Origin of the sequence: Vibrio ziniensis (assembly GCF_011064285.1) — a bacterium.
GTDB lineage: Bacteria > Pseudomonadota > Gammaproteobacteria > Enterobacterales > Vibrionaceae > Vibrio > Vibrio ziniensis.
Window position 1 is genome coordinate 394672 of the sequence record NZ_CP049331.1, and the last position, 21635, is coordinate 416306.

General features: G+C 42.6%; 24 protein-coding genes and 1 pseudogene. 20 read left to right on the forward strand and 5 right to left on the reverse strand.

The genetic code is table 11. From position 1 onward, the window contains the following. The first annotated feature begins 29 nt into the window (after nucleotides 1-29). The 3 genes from G5S32_RS01850 to G5S32_RS01860 all read left to right on the forward strand — a co-directional run bounded on the left by G5S32_RS01850 (nucleotide 30) and on the right by G5S32_RS01860 (nucleotide 1491). The gene (locus tag G5S32_RS01850; protein ID WP_020329565.1) at nucleotides 30-413 is read left to right on the forward strand and encodes a hypothetical protein; all 384 of its coding nucleotides are present in this window, start codon (nucleotides 30-32) and stop codon (nucleotides 411-413) included. A 44-nt stretch (nucleotides 414-457) separates the two neighbouring features. After that, nucleotides 458-958: a hypothetical protein gene (locus tag G5S32_RS01855; RefSeq protein ID WP_165310220.1), complete on the forward strand. Its 501-nt coding sequence runs from the start codon at nucleotides 458-460 to the stop codon at nucleotides 956-958. Nucleotides 959-1059: 101 nt separating this feature from the next. Next, nucleotides 1060-1491, forward strand: a complete 432-nt coding sequence (locus G5S32_RS01860) for a DUF2787 domain-containing protein (RefSeq protein ID WP_165310221.1) — start codon at nucleotides 1060-1062, stop codon at nucleotides 1489-1491. Nucleotides 1492-2029: 538 nt separating this feature from the next. Here G5S32_RS01860 and G5S32_RS01865 read toward each other — a convergent pair. From G5S32_RS01865 to G5S32_RS01870, 3 genes are all read right to left on the reverse strand, one after another. Further along, on the reverse strand, nucleotides 2030-2497 hold the full coding sequence (locus G5S32_RS01865) for a hypothetical protein (RefSeq protein ID WP_165310222.1): 468 nt from the start codon (nucleotides 2495-2497) through the stop codon (nucleotides 2030-2032). Nucleotides 2498-2693: 196 nt separating this feature from the next. Further along, nucleotides 2694-2819: a hypothetical protein gene (locus G5S32_RS21625; RefSeq protein ID WP_281347258.1), complete on the reverse strand. Its 126-nt coding sequence runs from the start codon at nucleotides 2817-2819 to the stop codon at nucleotides 2694-2696. A gap of 298 nt (nucleotides 2820-3117) precedes the next feature. Next, nucleotides 3118-3999, reverse strand: coding sequence for a helix-turn-helix transcriptional regulator (locus G5S32_RS01870; RefSeq protein WP_165310223.1), 882 nt, complete (start codon nucleotides 3997-3999; stop codon nucleotides 3118-3120). Between the two features lie 269 nt (nucleotides 4000-4268). Between G5S32_RS01870 and G5S32_RS01875 the strand changes: the two genes are divergently transcribed. From G5S32_RS01875 to G5S32_RS01915, 9 genes are all read left to right on the forward strand, one after another. Further along, a complete protein-coding gene (locus tag G5S32_RS01875) occupies nucleotides 4269-4514 on the forward strand; it encodes a hypothetical protein (protein ID WP_165310224.1) in 246 nt (81 codons plus the stop codon). A 146-nt stretch (nucleotides 4515-4660) separates the two neighbouring features. Then, on the forward strand, nucleotides 4661-4858 hold the full coding sequence (locus tag G5S32_RS01880; RefSeq protein ID WP_165310225.1) for a hypothetical protein: 198 nt from the start codon (nucleotides 4661-4663) through the stop codon (nucleotides 4856-4858). Between the two features lie 561 nt (nucleotides 4859-5419). Beyond that, entirely contained in the window at nucleotides 5420-5719 is a 300-nt protein-coding gene (locus G5S32_RS01885; RefSeq protein WP_165310226.1) for a hypothetical protein, read from the forward strand. A gap of 284 nt (nucleotides 5720-6003) precedes the next feature. Next, nucleotides 6004-7161 carry a tyrosine-type recombinase/integrase gene (locus G5S32_RS01890; protein ID WP_246201034.1) on the forward strand — a complete coding sequence of 386 codons (1158 nt, stop codon included), beginning with the start codon at nucleotides 6004-6006 and terminating at the stop codon, nucleotides 7159-7161. Nucleotides 7162-7171: 10 nt separating this feature from the next. Beyond that, entirely contained in the window at nucleotides 7172-7354 is a 183-nt protein-coding gene (locus G5S32_RS01895) for a helix-turn-helix domain-containing protein (protein ID WP_029830755.1), read from the forward strand. 94 nt (nucleotides 7355-7448) lie between these two features. Further along, nucleotides 7449-7880: a hypothetical protein gene (locus G5S32_RS01900; protein ID WP_246201036.1), complete on the forward strand. Its 432-nt coding sequence runs from the start codon at nucleotides 7449-7451 to the stop codon at nucleotides 7878-7880. A 64-nt stretch (nucleotides 7881-7944) separates the two neighbouring features. Next, nucleotides 7945-10683, forward strand: coding sequence for a DNA polymerase (locus tag G5S32_RS01905; protein WP_165310227.1), 2739 nt, complete (start codon nucleotides 7945-7947; stop codon nucleotides 10681-10683). 292 nt (nucleotides 10684-10975) lie between these two features. Beyond that, on the forward strand, nucleotides 10976-11602 hold the full coding sequence (locus G5S32_RS01910) for a helix-turn-helix domain-containing protein (protein ID WP_165310228.1): 627 nt from the start codon (nucleotides 10976-10978) through the stop codon (nucleotides 11600-11602). Between the two features lie 345 nt (nucleotides 11603-11947). Beyond that, nucleotides 11948-12484 carry a ClbS/DfsB family four-helix bundle protein gene (locus G5S32_RS01915; protein WP_165310229.1) on the forward strand — a complete coding sequence of 179 codons (537 nt, stop codon included), beginning with the start codon at nucleotides 11948-11950 and terminating at the stop codon, nucleotides 12482-12484. A 152-nt stretch (nucleotides 12485-12636) separates the two neighbouring features. On the opposite strand, the gene G5S32_RS01920 is transcribed toward G5S32_RS01915, so the two are convergent. Next, nucleotides 12637-13566 carry a LysR family transcriptional regulator gene (locus G5S32_RS01920; protein ID WP_165310230.1) on the reverse strand — a complete coding sequence of 310 codons (930 nt, stop codon included), beginning with the start codon at nucleotides 13564-13566 and terminating at the stop codon, nucleotides 12637-12639. 128 nt (nucleotides 13567-13694) lie between these two features. Between G5S32_RS01920 and G5S32_RS01925 the strand changes: the two genes are divergently transcribed. From G5S32_RS01925 to G5S32_RS01935, 3 genes are all read left to right on the forward strand, one after another. Next, the gene (locus G5S32_RS01925) at nucleotides 13695-14609 is read left to right on the forward strand and encodes an alpha/beta hydrolase (protein ID WP_165310231.1); all 915 of its coding nucleotides are present in this window, start codon (nucleotides 13695-13697) and stop codon (nucleotides 14607-14609) included. Between the two features lie 87 nt (nucleotides 14610-14696). Beyond that, entirely contained in the window at nucleotides 14697-15635 is a 939-nt protein-coding gene (locus G5S32_RS01930) for an alpha/beta hydrolase (protein WP_165310232.1), read from the forward strand. Nucleotides 15636-15723: 88 nt separating this feature from the next. Continuing rightward, on the forward strand, nucleotides 15724-16341 hold the full coding sequence (locus G5S32_RS01935) for a flavodoxin family protein (protein WP_165310233.1): 618 nt from the start codon (nucleotides 15724-15726) through the stop codon (nucleotides 16339-16341). Between the two features lie 281 nt (nucleotides 16342-16622). Here G5S32_RS01935 and G5S32_RS01940 read toward each other — a convergent pair whose 3' ends face one another. Then, the gene (locus tag G5S32_RS01940) at nucleotides 16623-17600 is read right to left on the reverse strand and encodes a GlxA family transcriptional regulator (protein ID WP_165310234.1); all 978 of its coding nucleotides are present in this window, start codon (nucleotides 17598-17600) and stop codon (nucleotides 16623-16625) included. Nucleotides 17601-17712: 112 nt separating this feature from the next. Between G5S32_RS01940 and G5S32_RS01945 the strand changes: the two genes are divergently transcribed. The 5 genes and pseudogenes from G5S32_RS01945 (at nucleotide 17713) to cspE (ending at nucleotide 21513) form a co-directional block, all read left to right on the forward strand. After that, nucleotides 17713-18330, forward strand: coding sequence for a LysE family translocator (locus tag G5S32_RS01945; RefSeq protein WP_165310235.1), 618 nt, complete (start codon nucleotides 17713-17715; stop codon nucleotides 18328-18330). A 251-nt stretch (nucleotides 18331-18581) separates the two neighbouring features. After that, a pseudogene (locus G5S32_RS01950) lies at nucleotides 18582-19178 on the forward strand (tyrosine-type recombinase/integrase). A gap of 208 nt (nucleotides 19179-19386) precedes the next feature. Further along, nucleotides 19387-19923 (forward strand): Crp/Fnr family transcriptional regulator, encoded by a 537-nt coding sequence (locus G5S32_RS01955; protein ID WP_165310236.1) that lies wholly within the window; start codon nucleotides 19387-19389, stop codon nucleotides 19921-19923. 80 nt (nucleotides 19924-20003) lie between these two features. Continuing rightward, nucleotides 20004-20903, forward strand: a complete 900-nt coding sequence (locus G5S32_RS01960; RefSeq protein WP_165310237.1) for an NAD(P)-dependent oxidoreductase — start codon at nucleotides 20004-20006, stop codon at nucleotides 20901-20903. Nucleotides 20904-21300: 397 nt separating this feature from the next. Continuing rightward, a complete protein-coding gene (gene cspE, locus G5S32_RS01965; RefSeq protein WP_099079008.1) occupies nucleotides 21301-21513 on the forward strand; it encodes a transcription antiterminator/RNA stability regulator CspE in 213 nt (70 codons plus the stop codon). Nucleotides 21514-21635: the final 122 nt, after the last annotated feature.

Sequence of the window (21635 nt, forward strand, 5' to 3'; positions counted from 1 at the left end):
GCTTTTTCATTATTAGAAGGAAATTCACGATGAAAACAGTAAACAAGTTTGAAGACATCCAATCACTACCAATGCCTGATGGTGTGAAAGCAAAACTGCTCGAACACCTGATAGAGCCATTCGGTGATGAAGAAAGCACGAAAGCGTTCTGGGATGAGGTCGGTACTACCTTGTACTTGATTGAGGAAGCCGATACAGACGAAACGTTAGGTGAGCAATCCGAAGAAGACCAGCATTTTCTACGATTTGTATCTGAATACCCTGAATGGGTGCTAATTCTTAACTCTCCTGACTGTCCTTGGCTATTAGCGGTTGCCATAGTGACCATGGAAGGCGGTGGCGTGTACTGCTGCGCTCCTATGAACAGTCCAACGTTCCCTGTCGCCAAGTTAGCTGATCAAGCTGAATCTTAAAACCAAATTAAACCTGAACAATCCCATCTTAAAGGAGGTGTCCTATGGCACGTAAATCAAACCAACAACAAGAAACGGCTCGACCTGAAATCCCAGAGAGCAATGAACAAGTAACAGTCGTGGAAGAGTTACCAGTTGACCATTTCACTAATATAGTACGAGAGGGTAAAGCGAAGAAGTTATCACCCAAAACCGAGAATCATGTGTTCTATGAAATCGCCTTACATGACGAGGAAACCGAGCTCTATACCCGCATGTCGGGCAATGAAGGTGGCGGTCTACACAGCAAGGAATGGATCCCCCTTAAAGATATCACCGCAGTTCTGGATGTGCAGGGTGATAAGCCGTTTAAGAGCTCTGTGATGCGGTGTGTGTTTTCCGGACAGTCAGCGAACAACGCGGGTTTTATGGCTGCTTGTTGCAGGGGGCTTGGTCTTATCATCCAGTCGGAGAAATCGGTGTTTCTCCACGTTCTAGCGCCAGACTACGAGCAACGTCGTGATGAACTGCTGTCATTCGTGGACGCTGAAACCAAAGCTGAATAACCCCCTAAGCACATCAATCCTTACCCACTAAGCCAATTCTGGCTTTTCATACCGAGCACCTAACAAGAGTGCTTCCTTAGTAAACTAAACGAGATTTTATTATGAGCTTAGTCTTTAACACTGAGAGATTTTTGCTGCCTGTCAGTATCGATCTTCAAGATGCTTTAAACCGAGTGATCAGCAAATCAGGCAAATGGACACCCATGATCCAATCGGTCGTGTTTAACTTCCGAGATTCATCCTACAGTTCGGAAAACGGTGGCTTTCATCCTATCGAGATCAGACTTGTCCGCTGCAACGACCAGTGGATCTTTGATTACATCACTGACTTTGCGTATTGCGGTGGTCCTTATCCCGAACTGGTTAAAGAGGTGAATTTTAACTTCTCATCTGAAACAGCCAGTTTTTCCTATGTTCCGGATTTACCGATAACGAGTAATGACGTTGCTGAGTTTTATTCGATGTGGGAAACCAACTTCCTTAGCTACGTGGAAATGGGCGTGTTCGATGAGATAAAAGTCACCGTGGATTAGTCCATTCGTCCGGAACCAAGTTGAAAGCACCGTATATGAACCATAAAATTGGTTACTCACTTCCTAGTGACTCAGAGGCTTCCTATTGCTCCATGTTAATCATGGCGTGATGGGAAGCCTTTTTCATTGGGGTAAGTTTTAGCAACGTTTACCCAATCCGTTGCCTTCGGGATTCAGAGGAGATTGAGTTGCTGGATTGCGATGGACGGTGGAAACACCAAGGAAGGGAGTCTTAATTTTAACGAGTTTGGTTGGTTTGTTCAGGTGTTTTGTTATTAAAAGCTCCCATTGCTATGTCGAAGCAATGGGAGCAGTAAGGGATGGGAAGCCTATATAAAATACCGAGAGAATGATTTGTCTGATGCTATCTCTGCTACTAGGGGGTAAAGGCTTCCCTTAATATCAGCACCAAGAGTGCACCCTTAGTAAATAGTTCGTAGTTCGGTGCGAAAACTTGGACATTTTCAACGTTACCATTTGGGATAACCTAGTTTGATGTTCTTAGGCAGTGCTTATGGTTACGTTGATATGAGAAAACCTATTGAGACAGTTCCTCAAGCATACTTAAAGATAGTTGCTCTTTTTCGTCCAGGCTCGAAGGTAGTACATGCTTCTTGATATTAGGCAAGGTGTTCAGGTAACTAAAGAACCCCTTAACAGTCATTGGAGAAACTGGCTCAAAGTATTCCTCTTTATCCTCATCCTCGTTTCCAAATGAAAACTCAACACAGTGAATCACTAGATCTTCTTTCTCGTAGATGATGGCGATAGAGCGAGAATGTTCACAATCGCTATACGCTTTGAACTCTAGAAACAATACTTCTTGGCCTTCATAGTTTTCTAGGTATTCAGCACCTGCTTCGATAGTGTAATGGTCTTCGTCAGCATAGAAGGCGGCAATAGTAGTAATCGCTTCATGAGCATGAGCCGCTGCTGCACATTTGGCGATTTTTTCACTTTGGCAGCCATTGTGTAACCAATCTAATTTATTGAATGGAATAGACATTTTAGTGTTCCTAGTTGTTGTTTATTTTGAGGGAGGGATTAAACATGTTTGAAATAAATAATTCTAGGAAAATACTCGTTGAATGGATTTCTTAGTCTAACTTTTCACTCTTTTTGCAGTAGGAGAACATTTGTCCTTGGTTAAAAAAGGAACTTGTCACTGGAATCTATAGTGACAAGTTCAATTTATGGCTCAGTTATCCGGTAATCAAGCAAAGTAGATAGCCAATGCCAGCAAAGCTTAACAAGTTGGCTATATCAACAAGGAAAAGATACGGGCTTGAGCTAGCGAGTTGGAGCAGAGTTCGTGCATCAGACATCATGGTTTTACCCCCTATTTAATTGCAGCTTCCTTCGGAACTATTTTAGTGTTTTCTAATTAACGACGAAAAACAGCATCATTTTGAGTTTTACCTTTCTCGGTATCGGTTTGTGATTCTGCTAAATGAGTCACTTTCCATACCCAACATAAATAACTTAAAAATCAGCGCATAGTGGTAAGTTCTTGGTGAGGGTGGGCTGTAGTGGCCCAGTGAAACAACATTATGTCGCTGTAACTGGACAGCACAGCGTTCCACCATCAAGAAGTCCCTGTTTACCGTCAATCAGTGCGCTAGCTTTCTACTTGGTTGAGTCCAGATAGGTTTGTAACTCTTGCTTTAACAAGTAACGTATCCAGTCAGGTGAGAGTACTTCGGCATGAGGAAGCCACGCTTTGAGCTGGCGTAGTAACCGAGGAATGTTCTTGGTTTGGTGGCTGATAAGCAGGCTGCCCGAATCCAGTTCTTTCAATACTTGGAAGTCGCCGGTATTACTTTCATTCAAGAATGCGTCGGTCATTTTACTGCTCATCTGTATAAGAACCTCAACGGGATTGAGTAACTCCCCTTCATATTCTCGACCAGTGAGCCTCTGTTCAACGCTAGGGTCGGGAGAATATTTATCTTCGTAGCGGATTAAATCACGAATTTTCACGATTCTGAGTGACTCTAGGCGGTTTCTCTGAGTCCCAGCCACGTACCACAATCCATATTCATTCACCAAGCGGTAGGGGTGAAACTCATCGTAAGTTTTGCCTTCACAGGTAAAGCTGATGACATTTCGCCTCTGGACCGATTCAACCAGTTTCTCGAATACATTAGAGTAATCACTGATGTCTTCGATTGGCGGGTTCTTGAATAGAAATGGCGGGGTAGATTTGTTGTTCAGCACGCCGTTACTCAGGTAGTGCTTGCCTGAAAACAGCGTATCGAGTCCCATGTTGGCGAGTAACGTAGATATTTCGTGGTTGGTTTGTCTACCCAGAACCTTTGGGTCAAGAAAGTAACACGCACCTTCGCGTTGAATAGGGAGGTAATTTAAACGCTCATTGAAATCACGCTGCAGGGTTCGTTCACTCACACCGAATTCCCGACTCAGCTCTTCCAGATACAACCGTTCTCCCGTATTCAAACGGGTCAAAATAATACCAAGTCTTTTCGCTAGGGTGTCGTGTTCTTTCATGCTACGCATTGTAGATAGACCACTCGTCAGGGCATGTCGGGCTTTCAGAAACTCTGATTATTTCTAGCGAAACTTCATAAGGTTACTGATATTGCTATCGCTTTTATTGGTCGCCACAGCGTATGTCTGACAAGGCATGTATAACCTGAGTGAAATTGATTCACTCGTCTCGACACAACCTGTCGAACACCCTCTTTAAACTATTAACCATTCTCGCTTTCGGTGCCTTTACCGATGGCGTCATGACGTATTCTCAAGGAAACAACACAATGAAAAAATCAATCATCCTACTAGGTCTATCGTGTCTATTCGCAACCACCTCATCATTCGCTGGCGGTACGTTCGGCGGTAATCCGGCTGACATTTCGAAGATAGAACAATCCTGGAATGGGAAAGCAGGTAAACAAGTTTACTCTCAGTCTGGCCCTCGTATTGAGTGGTATGCCGATGCCTGTGGAACCATGAATGGCAAAGTCATGGATGCAGCGAAATGCCAGCCTAAGACCAATAAGTAATCATTTCGAAAAACAGGTTTGTTGTATTGCTCTAGCTTCTGATTTGAAAGTGGGGACTCTCGGTTAGAACAGAGCAATACGACATCAACAAGGGCGATATCATCAGTGGTATCGCCCTTTCTCATATTTACAGGAAAGGACATACCATGGCGAAAACACATTTTTACTCCAAACCCAAACAGCGATGGGTGAAACCAAGCGCATCTACGGGCATCAAGTTTGCTCAATACGGAGCAACACTCGGCACTCGATATGGGCCTCAAGGCGTTGTAATCGGCGGCGCACTCGGTTTTGTCACTGGTGCTCTTGTTGGTGGTGTACTGGATGAGTTAGACATTATCTAGCTGGAAAGTAGAGACACTATCGTCTCTACTTTTTTCTTGATCGTAATTGGCGGGAGAGAGTTTCCCTTTATCGCATAGGGGGTAACGGTTGGTGTGTGATTAGTTCGATGGGGATAGACAGTAACAACTAATCACATGCTACCCACCGTAGATATTTTGTTCCCAATATAGTTAGCGCAAAAACTATGCGAAATATCCAAGCTCAAAGTGGAGTAAGCACTTTTCTTATAGATTTAATTGGCATTATGTTTTTATTTATAATTCCATTTAGTTATACATGGTTTGGTTGAAAAATCAGAATGAAGGTTACACAAAAAACGAATCTTGGAATTTCGTGGCTTCTTCAAGGCGTAAAACTTTGTGATTGAAATGTTACTACGCTTTTCCAGAAATAGATTGATTTTATCGTTATCTTATGTCTGTGCTTTTGGTCTTAACTTTATGAAAAATAGGTGGTTGATAAAGTTTTTTCAGCGTCTATTATTTCCATGAACTACAACGCGTAGTGATGAGTTTTCTTTATGAAAACGTTTTTTTAATAACATTTTTAGGTAAAAAAATATGAGTATTAATATCGATGTAAATGCTACAGCTGCGAAACTTACAGCTGATGTAAAAGATACTGTTTTGACATCTGAGCCGAAGCATTATTCGGGCAATGCAGACTACTTCACTGGTGTTACAGCATGTGTGATTGATTCTGCTGACTATGAGCTGGGCGATCGCGAATATCTTAAAAACAGTATCGCGTATCGTTTGAGAACAACCCGTGATGCTAAGGGTAAGTTGGTAACAAACTGGGGCTACAAGCGAGTCTTGCAGGTTGTTGAGAAAGCTTTTAAGTATGTGAATAAGCCTTAATAAAGGGCCACATTTCTGAACCTTGGTCTAGCAAGCCGTTTTGCCTAAGTGCGCACTATTTATACCCATCTACATTGAATCAGTCTCAGTCGAGTACCAGTCCCCATAGGGCAACCTTTCATTTTCCGTTTTCACATATCCGATAGCCCGCAAGTAATTTTGGTTAGGGATCATTGTGCCTTGTTATGTCTGAACAACGTATCCAACCAAAGTTTCTTGCACTGAAGTATTAACCCTTGCTGCGACAGAAAGCAGCAATAAAAAGCTGATTTTGGATGGAAAATATGAGCAGTACATCTATAGAAATGAACAAGAAGGCACTCAATGCCTTGCCTCGTCCTGCTAAGGGCGAGCAAGGTGTTGAGTATCCTTGGAAGAAAAACCCGCGACTTCGCGTCCTTGTGACTGAGAAGAGTATGCGCTGGATAGTTCGCCTTGGCTGGAAGGGAAAGCGTTACTACGAGTCGTTTGGGACTTGCCCTGAAATGAAGTTTGCTGAATTCAATCAGTTGGCTTACCAATTTATCGCTGATGTTCAATCTGGGGTATACCAGAAGGGCTCGCGCATGACGGTTCAGCAGCTCTTTGATGACGTTGTGCTTCCATACAGTCGTAATCATCACCGTGATTCTAAGACCTTTTTATCCCGTTCTAAGCGCGTAATGGCTGCGTTTGGTAAAGAGCGCGTTAAGGATGTGACTCGCCGTGATGTTGAGCAATTTCTTAATTCTCTTTCGGACCTAAGCAATGCGTCTATTAACCGTTACCACGCCTTCTTGTCGAAACTTTTCTCGATGGCGGTTGAGCACGAGATTATCGACAAAAGTCCAGTAAAGGGCGTTAAAAAGCTGGTGGAGAACAACCAGAAAGACCGAGTGTTGTCCTCGAAAGAAGTGGAAAGCTTTTGTCGCCATGCGTGTGCTGAGCCTAACTTCATTCACAGTTACGCACTAATCCTTAGTCTGTTAACTGGTATGCGCATTGGTAATGTGATTAGCCTGACTCGATCTATGCTTGCGGATGATCTTTCTTCTGCTCTCCTGCCGATGACCAAATCCGGTAAATCGCAGCGCATCTATTTCTCTGAGCCAGCAAAACGCCTTATCCGTAAATGTCTCAAAGTGTCGTTCAATGATTGGGTGTTCCCCTCGTTGAAGAATCAAGGCGAGCACATTGCCTACCCACGCGCTTGTATGGAGCGCATTCAGCAAGCCATGAAAGCGGAAGGTTCGCTAGAAGCACCTTTCACTATCCACGATCTACGTCGTACCTACGCAACTCAAATGCTGATTGCAACGAACGATATCCGTCTCGCGCAGCAAAGCCTTGGTCATTCTAACGTGAATATGACTGAGCGTTACGCCTATTACCAAAACATCCATTTAGCACAAGCCTCACAGCAGACTGTTGATGCCATGCTGCCCAATTTCCAATTCAACTAAGGAGTACTCGATGAAAAATGCATTAACAGTCGAAGAATTTGCAGAGGCATACAGCCTTAACCCTGCCACGGTACGAACCAATGTAACTCGTAAGCCAGACAGCTTACCTAAAGTGCTGCGTATTGGTCGTAGTGTTCGTTTTTTACGCACTGAAATCGAGAAGTGGGAGAAAAACTTACTCGATGCTGCGTAAAGCGCGATTTCTTCCAAATCTTTCCAGCTTATTCAGATGTACCGGACGCGGTGTCTGGTACTGAAATTTTTTAATATTAAACGGAGATATCCAAATGACTACTCAAGCTAAATTCGTTCGTGACGGTTCACAAGTTGTTAATGTTGCTACTGCGGCTACCCTGACCTGCAACGACAAGTTCATTCTATTGCTAGATAAAAAAGGTAAGAAGGTTCTTTACCGCGAAGGTGAGGGGATTGCTGCTCTTTTCTCTGATTTCAAGAAAGTCGTTAAGCCAGATGAAGAATACGGTTTGGTACTTGATGATGGTGGTTTCATCGATCTTCGCAGTGTATCTACCGTATTCACCTCGCCAAAAACGGGTAACTTGGTCGTATTGAGCCATGATGAGCGAGCGTTGTATGTCTTTCCTAAGAGCACGTATAAAGATATCGATGGATTATCTGAGTCACTTCTTGATGTCCTAGTTAACGTTGGCCCTAAAAAGAAAATCTCAAAAATCGACTGGGATGCCTACAAAGGCTAACGATTTAACGTTGTTGACTTAATGGCTCTTTCGGGAGCCATTTTTGCATCTAAGGAGTGAAAAAGTGGAAGAAAATATGAATGTATGGGCTCAATCGGTTGAGCTTGAAATCAACGAAGAGTCGACGTTCTCTGACGTTGAGGCTGATTTTGCAAGTGCATGGGGAAGCTCGGATGAGCTATTAAATGAGTACGCAGAAGATGAGAAGCAAAGTCTAGCTGATGTTGTCGTTGAAACCGCGTCACCAATTGACCCTGAGGCTTTAAAAGCATGGACAGAACCCAAGAAGAAAGGTCAGCGCCGTATTGGTACAAAGTTTTATGATCGACCGATCATTGGTTTTGATACCGAGTTTGAGCTCTCCAAGTGCAAGAAGTATAACCATGTAATCAGCTACCAGTTCGTAGTGCGCCATAAAGGTCGAATGTCCAAGTTGGTTTTATATCCGGATTCCAACAAAAAATCGGGACGGCTAGCGATGGATTACTGCTTGGCGCGAGTAATCGAAAAGGCTATTGACGATGGAACGCTTGAACGCTGGCCTACGGATGTGATCATGACAGCTCACTTTATGAAAGCTGATCTCTTTCACTTCAACAAAGCGTTCGACCAGATCAAGACGCACATTAAAGGTATAAGAAAGACTGTTGCGAGTTTGGGTGATGCTTACGCCTTGGATTTAAGCAAAGTCCTTAGTCGCCGCATTGACGAAGAGCCTGTTGATGTTTACGACAAGAATCGGAATAAGAAGACGTTGTTTCTCAACTTTTTCGATACGATGCTTTTAGCACCTGCGGGAAAATCATTGGCTGATGTCGGTGCGCAGGTCGGTCTACCTAAACTAAAAATACCTGAGCCGTACAGCATAGAACGCATGGGAGAGTACCTTGCTGGTGATAAGCAGGGCTTTGAAGCTTACGGGTTGAGAGATGCTGAATTATCCGCACTTCACTTCGAAAAAACGGCCAATCTGTGTAAGGAGCTTGGGCTTAAATCAGTGCCGTATACGATAGGTGGTATGGCAGTAAAAGCGTTTATTAACTCACTCGATGATCCGAAAAACTATCGAGAACTTTTTGGTTTTGAGAAGAAGACCTTCGAGGTCTGGTCTAAAGATCAAGCGAAAGTGAAAACAGTCACGGTTGATGAGCCGACACCCGCTCGTAGCACCATGGAGTGGTTTGCGTCTGAGTGCTATAGCGGTGGAAGAAACGAAGCGTTCTGGGCTTCTGCGACGCATATCGACACTTGGAATGACCTAGACGTTCCCTCATGCTATACGGCGATTACCAATGCGCTGCGACCGATTGCTTACGATAAAATGTATATGAGTAATCGAGTCGAGGATTTCTTCGGTGACAAGATGGCATTGGCTTGGGTTGAATTCGAATTTCCCCCTCAAACCCGTTTTCCTTCGTTAGTAGTAAGAAATAAAGACTCTCTTATATTCCCACTGAGCGGTGAGACGCATTGCACTGGACATGAGCTTGAGGTTGCGTACAACCAAGGCGCTAAGATTACGATAAAGCAGGGCTTTATTTTCCCATGGGCGAGTGATGAGCGAATCTTCGAAAAGTACATGCTATGGGGGAGACAAAAGCGAAAAAGCTACCCCAAAAACTCATATCAGGAAAAGCTAATTAAGGAGATGCTTAACTCTACGTATGGAAAATTTAGCCAAAACGTCAAGCAGAAGAAAACATTTTCAGTTGCAGACGGTTACAGTCAGCCTCAACAACCGTCGAAATTGACGAATCCATTTTACGCAAGCTTCACCTGTGGGATGGGAAGAGCATTATTAAGTGAGATCCTTGCGGGTGTACCTGATGATAAAACGGTAGTTTCTTTAACGACTGATGGACTAGCAACCAACGCGACAGTAGATGAAATCGACTTGACTGGTCCAGTATGCCAGCGTTTTCGAGAGTTGTTTCATCGTATGGAGCCCAACGGTGGTGAAATACTGGAAATTAAACACAAAGCTAAGCAGTTGATATGTGCCAAGACGCGAGCGCAGTTTACTGTGATTCCAGAAGAGGGCTGGGAGCCTGTTTTAGCTAAAGGTGGGGTTCGTCCACCAGAAGGTGAAGCTGACCACAATCGATACATGGTGAATTTGTATAAGGATCGAACCCCCGAACATACGGTTGATACGTCTCACCTGACGTCTTTACGTGTGATGTGTACCGAAGGGCAAGACATGAAGATGGAGCGTAAAGAGTCGCGCCTTAATCTTGAATTTGATATGAAACGTGAATTGATTAAACCAATTATGGTTGATATCGAAGGTCAACCTCACATTAGCTTTGACACCAAACCGTTTAAGAATGCCTTTGAGATGCGTTACACCCGAATACGCTTTGATGCTTGGCGTAAGAGTGGCCACTGTTTGAAGACCTTGGAAGACTGGCATGACTGGCAAGAGCGATTAAATATGTACAAGGCTAAAGATAAAGCGATGGCAAATGAGGATTGTAAAGTCAGATTTAAGAAGGATGAGAAAGCCGATGAGTTGATGGCTCGTTTGTTTGTTCGATTCTACGGTCATGAAGCATCGGGTATTAGCAAGAAGGACATTACCGCGAAAGCTTTGTCTGAGTTTTTGGTTGGCTTCGGTTATGACATTAAGCCGAGTCTCGTTCGTGGTTCTGGGCGAACAGACTTAGTCGAAGGTGTCGTGCCGTTGATGCATTCTACTTTGCAACTGGCTAAGCAGTTAGTGGCGAGATTTCCTCAGTTTGATCCAACCCCACTCTTTGATGTCGATGATGCTGAAGAATTGAAGCTCTCGTTAAAGCAATAAGATAAATTTTCGTATTCCTTAAAGCGTAAAGAGCCCTTGTCCTGCAAGGGCTCTTTACGTGTGTGTCTTAAGAATGTGGGGGAATAGCATCAAACATTACACACGAGTCATCGAACTTATGTCGGAGCTATTCGATAAGTTGGGAGATAAGGTCACTCTGAATACGGGTGAACAGCCGCAGATAACGACGCACCATTCTAACTAAACATTAAGTGGCCCTACAGGGGCTGAGAGGCTTGTCCTCTCTGTTCCTGTGGGGCTTTTTACTATCTGAATTACAGGAATAATACCGATGAAAAGTACTGAAACATTGACCGTGGACGGCGTTGAGTTCCCTTCTCGCACTGCTGCTGCGCGTCACTATGGTTTGAATCCAAAACTGGTCAACGAACGCATAACCAAGTTCGGCTGGACGCTAGAGCAAGCCCTTGAGCTGGAAGCTCGACCTAAAGGAGACTACAGCAAGAAAGTTGCTATAGACGGCACTGAGTACTCAAGTATGCGCCAAGCGGCTAGAGAGTTAGGTGTGGCGCAAAGTACGTTGATGAACCGTATAAAAGCTGGCATTGGCTTAGAAGAAGCGCTATCGACTCCTCGGTCCGACCGAGAGAAGCTAAAAGGCCAGTCCAAGCCAATGTTCTACCAAGGCAAGCTCTACCCATCTGCGCGCCATTTGTTGATTGCTAATCCTGCGCTGGTTGCTGGTGGCGATTTGGGTAAGACCGTTACCTCGCTGAATGACAAGGCTCGTCGATCTAAGAATGGCGGTGAGATTCGTAACCTATCACTGGATCAAGTTGCTGCTGAGTATGATTTGGCGAAAATTGGGTTTGCTGATGAGTTTGATGGTTTTGTTGCACAATTAGTTGAACAAGTTGGTGAAGTAGCTATGACTGAGATGTTTTACGAGCTTAGGTAGTCTGAATTGGTGTTTTGAAGGGAGTAGTTGCGTTGAGTGGCTGCTCCCTTTTTTGTTGTCTGCGTTTTGTGCTGGTGGCTTTGTTGTCGGAATTGTTGCCTGAAGTGTCACTGTTGATGCTTATAGTCGCTGGTTGAATACGATTGAATATTTCGTTCTGAGTGTTCACTGGAAGGTTCTGAAGGGGATTCGAAAGGGTGGCCTTGAACATATCTGCTCTGGTTGAGTGTAGTATTAAATATATTAGTAAATTCAATAGAATGTTTGATGATAAAAACGGTTTACCGTATCCGTTTTCTGTAGCATCAACGTTAATATGCATTAGTTCACTAGCAGGAATCGGTTATGGCAAGAGCCAAAACAAAAGAAGAACTGGTTTTTCAGTCTGAACAGGGCTTTTCAAAGCTATGGAGTTTTATCGACTCTATGCCTGAGAGCTCATTAAATACAGAATTTGATTTTTCCGATGACCCAAGTAAGAAAGAACAGCATTGGCATCGTGATCGTAATCTGCGAGACGTGCTAATTCATCTTTATGAGTGGCATCAGCTATTAATTAAATGGATTGATTCCAATGTAGCAGGGGATGCAGTCAATTTTCTTCCAGAGCCGTATACATGGAAGACATATGGTGAAATGAATGTAGAGTTTTGGAGAAAGCATCAGGCGACTGATCTTTTGCAAGCCCAAAAATGGCTTCGGGAAAGCCACTGTGCCGCACTAGCAATAGTTGAAAACTTTACAAATGAGGAGCTATTCAACAAGCAGTCTTTTAACTGGACAGGAACAACTACTCTTGGTAGCTATTGTATATCGGCTATGCCTAGCCACTATGACTGGGCGCTGAAAAAAATACGAGCACATGTTAAGAAAACTTCTTAAATGTTTCTAACACAAATAGCCAAAACAACGCCAACTTCATGAGCTAGTTTTAGTTCAATTATACTAGCTCACCTTTGCCCCGTTATGAGTTTGGTCAATGGTATTTTGTTCAATGAGTAGCCGCGCATTCCCTATTTAAAGTAATCTGATAACTACTCTTTGAGTTTGAGAAGTTCGCGCTTTTCGATTAAAAAATCCATTAGCACGCGGATTTTTTTAGGCATATGTTCCCTAGAAGGAACATATAGGTAAAACCCCGGGAACGATTTACACCAAGGTGTAAGAACTCGGGTTAGCCTACCTTCGTTAATGTGTTTTTCCACCCACAAATCAATATGTTTCACTAAACCTACACCCTGTATTGCTGCCTGTAACATGCTGTGGTCATCGTTGAACACAGCATTACCTTTTGGCTCGAAGACAACGGTGTGCTTTTCGATATCAGGAGAAGTGAGCGACCAATGATCAATTGTTCCGCTTGAGGTAAAACGGTAAGCAAGGCAGTTGTGTGTTTCTAGATCCTCAGGTTTCTCCGGAATGCCATTTCTTTTGAAATAATCTGGAGAGCCAACGATTGCAGTTGTTAATGGTGGTGTAATAGGAACAGCAACCATGTGTTCATCCAAACTTATTCCTAACCGAATACCAGCATCAACGCCTTCAGCAACAATGTTAGAAAACCCATCATCCATGATTAGTTCTAAACGTATTTTGGGATAACGAGAGAGAAATTCACCGAGATGAGGTTCAATAAGAAGCCGAGCAGCGGTTCTCGAAACACTGATACGAATTAATCCTGAAGGCTCGACATGAGATTCGTTCAGTTCATTAACGATTTGCTCAATGCTTGTCAATGAAGGTTGCAAAATATCAAGTAGACGTTGACCTTCTTCAGTTAACGACATACTTCTAGTCGTTCGATTGATTAACCGAACTTGTAGTTGTTGTTCCAACGCTTTCAGGTGTTGTGATAAGGCAGCACGGGTCACCCCCATTTCTGAGGCGGCTTTAGTGAAACTGTGATGGCGAGCAATATGTGCAAACCATGTCAGTGATGAAAGTAAAGAAGGTTCTATTCGCATTTGTTAAGTATAACTAAACAGTCATGTAGGTAAATCGATATTTATCCGAAACAGTGTGTTGACTAATATTATCCCGAAGCTTAGGTCTGCCTGAGATGAACAGTTAACCTCTAATGGAGAATGTCGCTATGTCTAAAGTCACTTTCAAAAATTTAAATGGTCAAGGTATCGAGATTTCTGCGGTTATTAACTTCCCTAAAGATTTTGATGCAACTAAACAGTATGCAGCCGTTGTTGTTTCTCACCCAGGTGGTGGCGTGAAAGAGCAAACAGCAGGGTTATACGCGAGTAAACTTGCGGAAAACGGCTTAATCGCTATTGCTTTTGACCGTTCATACCAAGGTGAAAGTACAGGTCAACCTCGTCAAATGGAAAACCCTTACATTAGTACTGAAGACGTGAGTGCGGTCGTCGACTATCTAACAACATTAGAATATGTCGATAACGACAAAATTGGTGCGATGGGTATTTGTGCCGGTGCTGGTTACAGCGCAAACGCGGCTATTAATGACCGTCGCATTAAGGCTCTGGGTATGGTTAGCGCAGTAAATATCGGTCAAATGTTTCGTAATGGCTGGGATAATTCGGTTAACGATGGTGACGCAGTCGGTTACTTAGAATTTGGGTCGAATGCACGTACAACAGATGCTAATGGCTCTGAATTCGCAATCATTCCATTAGCTCCAATGCGTGAAGAAGATGCGCCAAACGCAGAATTGCGAGAAGCATGGGAGTATTACCACACGCCACGCTGTGAACATCCAAATGCTCCGGGTTTTGCTTTAACCCGAAACTTAAACCAAATCATTACGTACGACGCATACCACAAAGCGGAAGCATTTTTGACTCAACCAATTCTTGCTGTCGTTGGTAGTGAAGCAGGTAGTAAGTGGATGAGTGACGACCTATTGGGTCGTGCAGCGAGCGCCGACAAAACCTTATATGTCATCGATGGTGCGAACCACATGTCGCTCTATGATGTTGCAGAATACGTCGATGACGCTGTATCCCAACTTTCATCTTTCTTCCAACGCTCTCTCTAATATTCCCAATGAAAGGCTCGATTGCTTGAGCCTTTCTAATCTCAAGGCTTTCTACTCACAAGGCTTTTTACTTTCAAGGTATGGATTATGGACACGCAAAAAATTACTTTCAGAAATGCTGATATGGCTTGGGACATGACTGCCTTAGTTTTATTCCCAGAAGGCTTTAATGAATCGAAACGCTACCCAACAATGATAAGTGTTCATCCTTTTGGTAGTTGTAAAGAACAAACATCCAGCGCTGTCTATGGTAAGGCTCTAGCTGAGTTAGGTTACGTCGTGATCGCATTTGATGCGAGCTTTCAGGGAGAGTCGGGGGGACTGCCTCGCTACCTAGAAGACCCAAGTCAACGTGTTGAAGATATCAGTCGCGTTATCGACTATGCAGTGACCTTACGTTATGTCGATGAGAATAGAATTGGCGGACTCGGTATCTGCGGCGGTGGTGGTTACATCATCAATTCAGCTCTAACCGAGAAACGCTTGAAAGCTGTCGTAGGTATTACGCCAGTCAACTTAGGTCGCCTATTCCGTGAAGGTTTTAGCATGTACGATCCTATCGCTAACCTTGAAGCTATGGCTGCACAGCGTACCGCTGAAGCACGTGGCTCAGAATTGCAAATCAATGAACTTCTTCCTCCAAGTGTTGAATTTGCAGAAGAAAATGGATTAACAGAGCGAGATGTTTTTGAAGCGACTGAATACTATAAAACGCCACGTGGACAAGCCGAAGGTGGAGCGACTCGTATGTTGTTTTCACATGCACAGAAAACACTGAGTTGGGATGCCTTTGCGTTTGCCGAAACGTTACTAACTCAGCCTGTTATGGCTGTGGTTGGCCAAAAGATAGGGGCGTTTGGTGCCTATCGCGATGGACAAGAAATTTATGGTCGCTCTGTTCAATCACAAGACCGACAACTGGTTAATCTAAAAAATTGGTCTCACTATGAACTGTATGACCATCCTGAAGCAGTAAGTATGGCTATGGACAAGGTTTCTGCATTCCTTGAAAAGCACCTAAAGTGATCCAATAAGTTTGAAGCGTTTTGTATGGTTACAAAGCGCTTCTTTTTTAACTCCGTAAGATTTAGTTTGAAGTGGGTAGGTCAGTAATATGACACGCTGGATAATTGTAATTGCAGTACTCGCTATTGTAGCGGTCTTCGCTGTTGCTTTTGTGGTAACGCGAGTCGAAAACTCGCAGTTTTCAAAGAATAAGTTATTAACGCAAGTTGGTTCTCGTCCCGTAGCGACTCAATCTAAAGTTGCTGTAGTTGTATTTTCTCGCTCTGGAAGTACTGGTGTGCTAGCAAACCATATAGCAGATAAAAAGAATGGACATCTCTACGAGATTACAGCGGATGAGTATGATCTTGGCATTCCGGGGTGGATAAGTGCGCTGAAGGATGCTCGCAGCAATATTGCAGATATCAGTCCTGAAACTATTGATCTATCAACTTATGAAACGGTTTATTTAGGCTCGCCTATCTGGTTATACAGTCCAGCGCCACCAATATGGCAGTTTGCTAAAAATAGCGATTTCACAGGTAAAGGTGTTGTTCTATTCAATACCTTTAACAGCAAGTTTGAAGAGAGTTTCATTAGAGACTTTGAATCATTAGTTCGTTCCAAAGGCGCGGTGAGCTTTAAACATCAATATGTGAATCGTGGACGTATGGGTAATCAGATTTCAACTCGGGAAATGCTAAACAACTTTGATAAGTTGGAGTGACGCTTATTAGCATTAGCGTCAAGATAGTCAGATAGCGTAAAACAACATGTCTTACCTTATCAGGAATAATCCGTTATTTACTAAATTAGCAATACATATAACAAACTTCTGTCCAGAAACTTCTCGGCGTAATCCTAGCTAACAAACTCCTGCCCCATTAAACTATTTAGAGCTAATGCTCATAACACTTTCAGAAAACTGTGCATGCCCAAATTTTATAATGAGTCAGAAATTGTAGATCATTGAATGTTGAAAGGTCGCTCGCTAGACACACATAGTCATCACGCTATCGGATTGCGACGGCATTGCCCTGGGGTTATGCCAAATCTTTTCTTGAAAATCTTGCATAGATAGCTGATATCCCGAACACCCACTTCATCTGCAAGTTGGGCAAGGTCATGACTAGAATGTTTCAATCGCCAGTACACATGTTGTAAACGTAATTCTTGCCAATAATGACTCGCTGAAATCCTGAGCTTTTGATGAAATAAGCGGTCTAACTGTCGTCGACTAATCCCGATGAGCGCAGCAACCTGTTCTACGGTCATTGTCTGTTCCAAGTTTTCTTGCATCAAAGAAATCGCTCTATCCATATGACGATTCCTGTGTATTCCTTGCTCTGACGACTTTAGACGGTGTTGCATGCTACGATTTTCATCAACCAGCATATCCGCTAACCCTTTTTCTGCCTTTGCTTGACCGACATGCTTTTGCAAAATTGCCACCGCAAGGTCGATAGTTGCACTTCCTCCAGTGCAACTGATTAGCTTTTTATCAAAATGATAAAGCTGCTCATCTCTTACAATTACTTTAGGGTAGGTTGCTTTGAACTCACTATGGTGCCGCCAATGAACCACAATTTGATGACGGTTAAGTAGTCCTAACTCAGCTAGAGTAAAGCAAGCGTTATCAATGCTGACGATTGGTATTCCATTGGCGACAACATTTCGAACAAAAGAACGATAATAAGCGGCTTGCTGCTGAGATTCAGTTGCTGTGCGGCTACCAAAGAAAACCACATAGTCAAAATTCGCAGGCTTAACGTCACTAAAATCGAGGTCAACTCTGATGGGGATTCCGCTACTAGAAATGACTAATCCTTTGCTGTGAGACACAACTTTCCATGAGCAATATCGTTGTTGACTGTGATCCGCTTCATCTGCGGAGAATCGGAGTTTATCTAAGAAGCCACCAAACGGAAGCATGTTAAAGTTATTTAGAGGTATCAATAAGAATCGGACACCATTGTTTTCATTCATTTGTATTGAACCTTTGTCTAAATATTCATGTTTTACGTCCAGAATATACCATAGATAAACTGAGAACTGAGTGATACTAATCTCCCTTAAGTTCTCAATTTGCTGGTTGGTTATGACGTTTGAAATTTGGTGTGTCTTTGCTTTGTCTGCGCTCGGTCTTGCTTGTGTCCCAGGTCCTAACTCGCTTTTAGCACTCAGCCACGGTGCACGATATGGCTATAAGAAGACAATTTGGACAATATGTGGTGGCGTGAGTGGCTTTTTCATCTTGATTACGGTAGCTATGCTAGGTTTAGGTACTATCCTAGAAGCAAAACCTGAATTGATGGTAGGTCTTCAATGGCTGGGAGCATTATATCTTGCATGGTTAGGCTTCAAACTGTTCTTAGCGTCTGCAATTAGTATTGAGCAAACAACAACAGTGGTGTCCGTTCTTCCTAAAGAGCTATTTAAGCAAGGCTATTTCGCCGCATTGTCTAATCCGAAAGTCTTACTATTCTTTACAGCTTTTCTAGCTCAGTTTATTAACCCTGATGAGGCGTTTATCCCCCAATTTCTGGTAATAACATTCAGCTTTCTTTGTATTGAATTCGCCGTAGAGTATATCGTGGCAAGATTGGCGGATAAGGTTAAAACACTGCTCTTAGCCAATGGGCGAACCTTCAATCAGTGTTGTGGTTCGATTTTCTTGCTGTTAGCAGCAATAGCTGTTGTAAAGAGCCTCATTTAACTGAATAGATAAGCTGAACTTTGGGGCATTAATATTAAGTGTTGTACTTACTTGAGTTGCAACATTTTTGATATTGCAATGAGATTCTCCATACCGTAGCTAATATGTGTTTGCTCACTTAGCTAATATCGTTGAAACACGTTTGTCTACGGATGTTTCAGTTCACCCTGACCGAATCTGGTCGCTCCTGGAACAGTTCTAGTTGATAGCCAGACTTTATGTTGACCAACAACATCGAAGAGGAGGTCAACATGAGAAAGTTATCTTCGGGTAAATGCAGCGGCATTAAAAGACCATTCAAGTTAGAAGAGATTTGGCGAATCAGAACTAGGCTAGAACTTGAAAACGACCTAATGCAGCTTGCACTACTGAACCTAGCCATTGATAGCAAGTTAAGGGCAAGTGATCTATTAAAACTCCACTTATATGATGTTTCTTCGCAAGGAGTAATCTATGAGAGGGTTCAATGCATCTAGCAAAAAACAGGTACCGATGTACACTATGAGATTACTCCGCGAACGCAACAGAGTATTAGCCGGTGGGTTTACTCAGAAAACCTAGAGGCAAGCAGTTTTCTATTTCCAAGCAGTCGCCGTAAAGGCCAACCCATCAGCTATTCGCTTTATCGTACGATTATCAGGAGCTGGGCTGTGAAGCTTGGTTTGAATGCGGACTATTATGGTACGCATTCTATGCGTCGTACTAAAGCTACTCTGATTTACGCCAGAACAAAAAACATACGAGCGGTACAAATCTTACTCGGTCATTCGAAGCTAGATAACACTATTAGATACCTTGGCGTTGAACTAGAAGATGCTCTGAGACTCTCAGAGCAAACGGATTGCTAGAAAGATTAATACAGGCTTTTCATGTCTCTGAGAAGCCTGTGCCCCTTTCCGTGTTGAGACCACATACGGACGTCCGATGATAGTTGCCATTTTGACTAAATTAAATTCATGTATACATGAAGACAAAACCGTCCTTAAAGACGGCAACGTTTACAATGTGGTAGCCTAAATACTTTATAGTTTTCTTCTACTTTTAGTGAGCCATGTAATGACTGCTTCAATCATCTCAAGGTTTCCGAGTCTTATTCGAGTTGGACATGTTCATCATTTTAAAAAGAAAGAAACGTTGCTCAATGAAGGCGATATCTGCGATTCGGTCTATATTATCGAGAAGGGCTGCGTCAGATCTTGGTTTAATGGTGATGGTCATGATGTGACTTTTCAGTTCTTCTTTGAAGGGGATATAGTCACTTCTTTCGAAAGCCTTAAGCGCAACCTCCCTGCTTTGTACAATATTGAAACTATTACAGAGGCTCGTTTACGCGTTATGTCTAAGAATGAGCTAGTTCAATTACTCGATAACGATAGCAGCATAAAACAGGCGGTTGATGACTACATTGCAGAGCGTTTGTACCACTACCAAGCGCTTTTCATCTCTCGGATAAAGAATAATCCACAGCAAAGATATGAAGAGCTACTCAACCTTCAACCTGATATCTTTGATAAAGTTCCTCATCACTACATAGCGACATACTTAGGTATGACACCTGTGTCGTTAAGTCGAATCAAAGCAAAAAATAAGTGATCCGTTAACAATTGTTAAGGCTGTAAATCTTTCTATCGATAAAGTGTTCCCAACTTATGACAATAAAAGGTGAACACAACATGAATACAAAAAATCTGAAAGTAGGTTTTATCGGTCTTGGTAAAATGGGATCGGGTATCTGTGAAAATATTCAAAAAGCGGGATACCAATTAACGGTTTACAACAGAACGATATCGAAGACTAAGCCGTTTCTGGCGCGAGGTGCAATGGTCGCTCACAGTATCAAAGAACTCGTTGAGCAATCCGATATCATTTTTACCAGCCTGTTAGATGACCATTCCATTATTGAGTTATCTCTTGCTAAAAATGGCATTCTTGATTCAAGGACAACGGGGAAAATCCATGTTGGACTAACGACAATTCAACCCTCAACAGCAGATAATCTGAAATCAGAGCATGAAAAACGTGGTTGCCAATATATTGCAGCCCCTGTTGTTGGACGTCCTGATGCAGCGGCGGCGGGTCAGCTTATTACCTTCCTTGCAGGAGAGCCGTCAGCTATAGAAGTTGCTCAACCGATAATAGAGTCGTATACAGTGAAACAAGTATCTGTTGGTAACACTGCTAGCTCAGCTAATGGAATGAAAATATGTGTGAATTATATGGCTATGGCGCAACTCTCAATGTTGGGTGAAGTATTTACATTCGCAGAGAAAAGTCAGCTAGATAAAAGACAAGTGTTGGCTGTTGCTCAAATGTTTTTTGCAGGAAATGAAGCCATGAGTTCCTATGCAGAAAAAATAGCAGCGAGAGATTTTGACACGGTTGGTTTCGATCTTACTGCGGGTTTAAAAGACGCATTAATATTCGAAACCGCGTTCACTGCTTGTGGTGTAAAACCGTCAGCAATTCTGGGGGCCAAAGATAACTTAGTCGCAGCAAATGCAAATGGACTAGGGCAAAAAGACTGGAGCGCATTGACTGAGATATCTCGACAACTCGCGGGACTAATTGACTAAGTGTTTACCTTAACTACGTTAGCGCAGTCCGTCTAACGTAGTTGTTCTACATTCGCACTTAGAACAGTTATCGTTCTTGTATCTAATGTCGGTTTTACAATAATTATTCTAATGATACTGTTGATTTTAGTTCGATTTAACTTTGCACTTAATAAAAATTTCATTTAACCAGTTGATTTAATAGATAATAAACTTTAATAAAGAAAAGTGTATCTATTATGTGTACATAGTGTATAGTGACGTCAGCTCAAATGGTGAGCTATTAGTAATATATTTAGTTCAAGATCTTCTCAGTTTTTATTCGATTAAATTCGTCATATCTATCCTGCGATACCTTTTTCTTCATTCCTTATTTAGTAGCTTTCTTTTTAATTCATTCAATGTATCGAGATATATTATGTCAAATAAAACAACTGGCTCAGTAAAATGGTTTAACGAAACTAAAGGCTTTGGATTTATCACTCCAGATAACGGTGGTGCTGACCTATTCGTTCATTTCCGATCAATTGCTAGCGAAGGTTTCAAAACATTAGCTGAAGGCCAAAAGGTTTCTTTTAATGTTGAACAAGGTAACAAAGGACCACAAGCTGGCAACGTTACTTTAGTATAATGATTATTTAAAAGATCTCTTCGTTAGGAGAGATCTTTTTTCTTTAAGTTTAATAAGGAGTCCGATGACTCGAAAAAATAATCGAAAGACATATTGGTATTATGTTCTGCGTGAACAGAGAA

What these genes read in the sequence shown, in the direction of transcription:
- G5S32_RS01850 (WP_020329565.1), top strand. Translation starts at nt 30, where the DNA reads ATGAAAACAGTAAACAAGTTTGAAGACATCCAATCACTACCAATGCCT.
- G5S32_RS01855 (WP_165310220.1), top strand. Translation starts at nt 458, where the DNA reads ATGGCACGTAAATCAAACCAACAACAAGAAACGGCTCGACCTGAAATC.
- G5S32_RS01860 (WP_165310221.1), top strand. Translation starts at nt 1,060, where the DNA reads ATGAGCTTAGTCTTTAACACTGAGAGATTTTTGCTGCCTGTCAGTATC.
- G5S32_RS01865 (WP_165310222.1), bottom strand. Translation starts at nt 2,497, where the DNA reads ATGTCTATTCCATTCAATAAATTAGATTGGTTACACAATGGCTGCCAA.
- G5S32_RS21625 (WP_281347258.1), bottom strand. Translation starts at nt 2,819, where the DNA reads ATGATGTCTGATGCACGAACTCTGCTCCAACTCGCTAGCTCAAGCCCG.
- G5S32_RS01870 (WP_165310223.1), bottom strand. Translation starts at nt 3,999, where the DNA reads ATGAAAGAACACGACACCCTAGCGAAAAGACTTGGTATTATTTTGACC.
- G5S32_RS01875 (WP_165310224.1), top strand. Translation starts at nt 4,269, where the DNA reads ATGAAAAAATCAATCATCCTACTAGGTCTATCGTGTCTATTCGCAACC.
- G5S32_RS01880 (WP_165310225.1), top strand. Translation starts at nt 4,661, where the DNA reads ATGGCGAAAACACATTTTTACTCCAAACCCAAACAGCGATGGGTGAAA.
- G5S32_RS01885 (WP_165310226.1), top strand. Translation starts at nt 5,420, where the DNA reads ATGAGTATTAATATCGATGTAAATGCTACAGCTGCGAAACTTACAGCT.
- G5S32_RS01890 (WP_246201034.1), top strand. Translation starts at nt 6,004, where the DNA reads ATGAGCAGTACATCTATAGAAATGAACAAGAAGGCACTCAATGCCTTG.
- G5S32_RS01895 (WP_029830755.1), top strand. Translation starts at nt 7,172, where the DNA reads ATGAAAAATGCATTAACAGTCGAAGAATTTGCAGAGGCATACAGCCTT.
- G5S32_RS01900 (WP_246201036.1), top strand. Translation starts at nt 7,449, where the DNA reads ATGACTACTCAAGCTAAATTCGTTCGTGACGGTTCACAAGTTGTTAAT.
- G5S32_RS01910 (WP_165310228.1), top strand. Translation starts at nt 10,976, where the DNA reads ATGAAAAGTACTGAAACATTGACCGTGGACGGCGTTGAGTTCCCTTCT.
- G5S32_RS01915 (WP_165310229.1), top strand. Translation starts at nt 11,948, where the DNA reads ATGGCAAGAGCCAAAACAAAAGAAGAACTGGTTTTTCAGTCTGAACAG.
- G5S32_RS01920 (WP_165310230.1), bottom strand. Translation starts at nt 13,566, where the DNA reads ATGCGAATAGAACCTTCTTTACTTTCATCACTGACATGGTTTGCACAT.
- G5S32_RS01925 (WP_165310231.1), top strand. Translation starts at nt 13,695, where the DNA reads ATGTCTAAAGTCACTTTCAAAAATTTAAATGGTCAAGGTATCGAGATT.
- G5S32_RS01930 (WP_165310232.1), top strand. Translation starts at nt 14,697, where the DNA reads ATGGACACGCAAAAAATTACTTTCAGAAATGCTGATATGGCTTGGGAC.
- G5S32_RS01935 (WP_165310233.1), top strand. Translation starts at nt 15,724, where the DNA reads ATGACACGCTGGATAATTGTAATTGCAGTACTCGCTATTGTAGCGGTC.
- G5S32_RS01940 (WP_165310234.1), bottom strand. Translation starts at nt 17,600, where the DNA reads ATGAATGAAAACAATGGTGTCCGATTCTTATTGATACCTCTAAATAAC.
- G5S32_RS01945 (WP_165310235.1), top strand. Translation starts at nt 17,713, where the DNA reads ATGACGTTTGAAATTTGGTGTGTCTTTGCTTTGTCTGCGCTCGGTCTT.
- G5S32_RS01955 (WP_165310236.1), top strand. Translation starts at nt 19,387, where the DNA reads ATGACTGCTTCAATCATCTCAAGGTTTCCGAGTCTTATTCGAGTTGGA.
- G5S32_RS01960 (WP_165310237.1), top strand. Translation starts at nt 20,004, where the DNA reads ATGAATACAAAAAATCTGAAAGTAGGTTTTATCGGTCTTGGTAAAATG.
- cspE (WP_099079008.1), top strand. Translation starts at nt 21,301, where the DNA reads ATGTCAAATAAAACAACTGGCTCAGTAAAATGGTTTAACGAAACTAAA.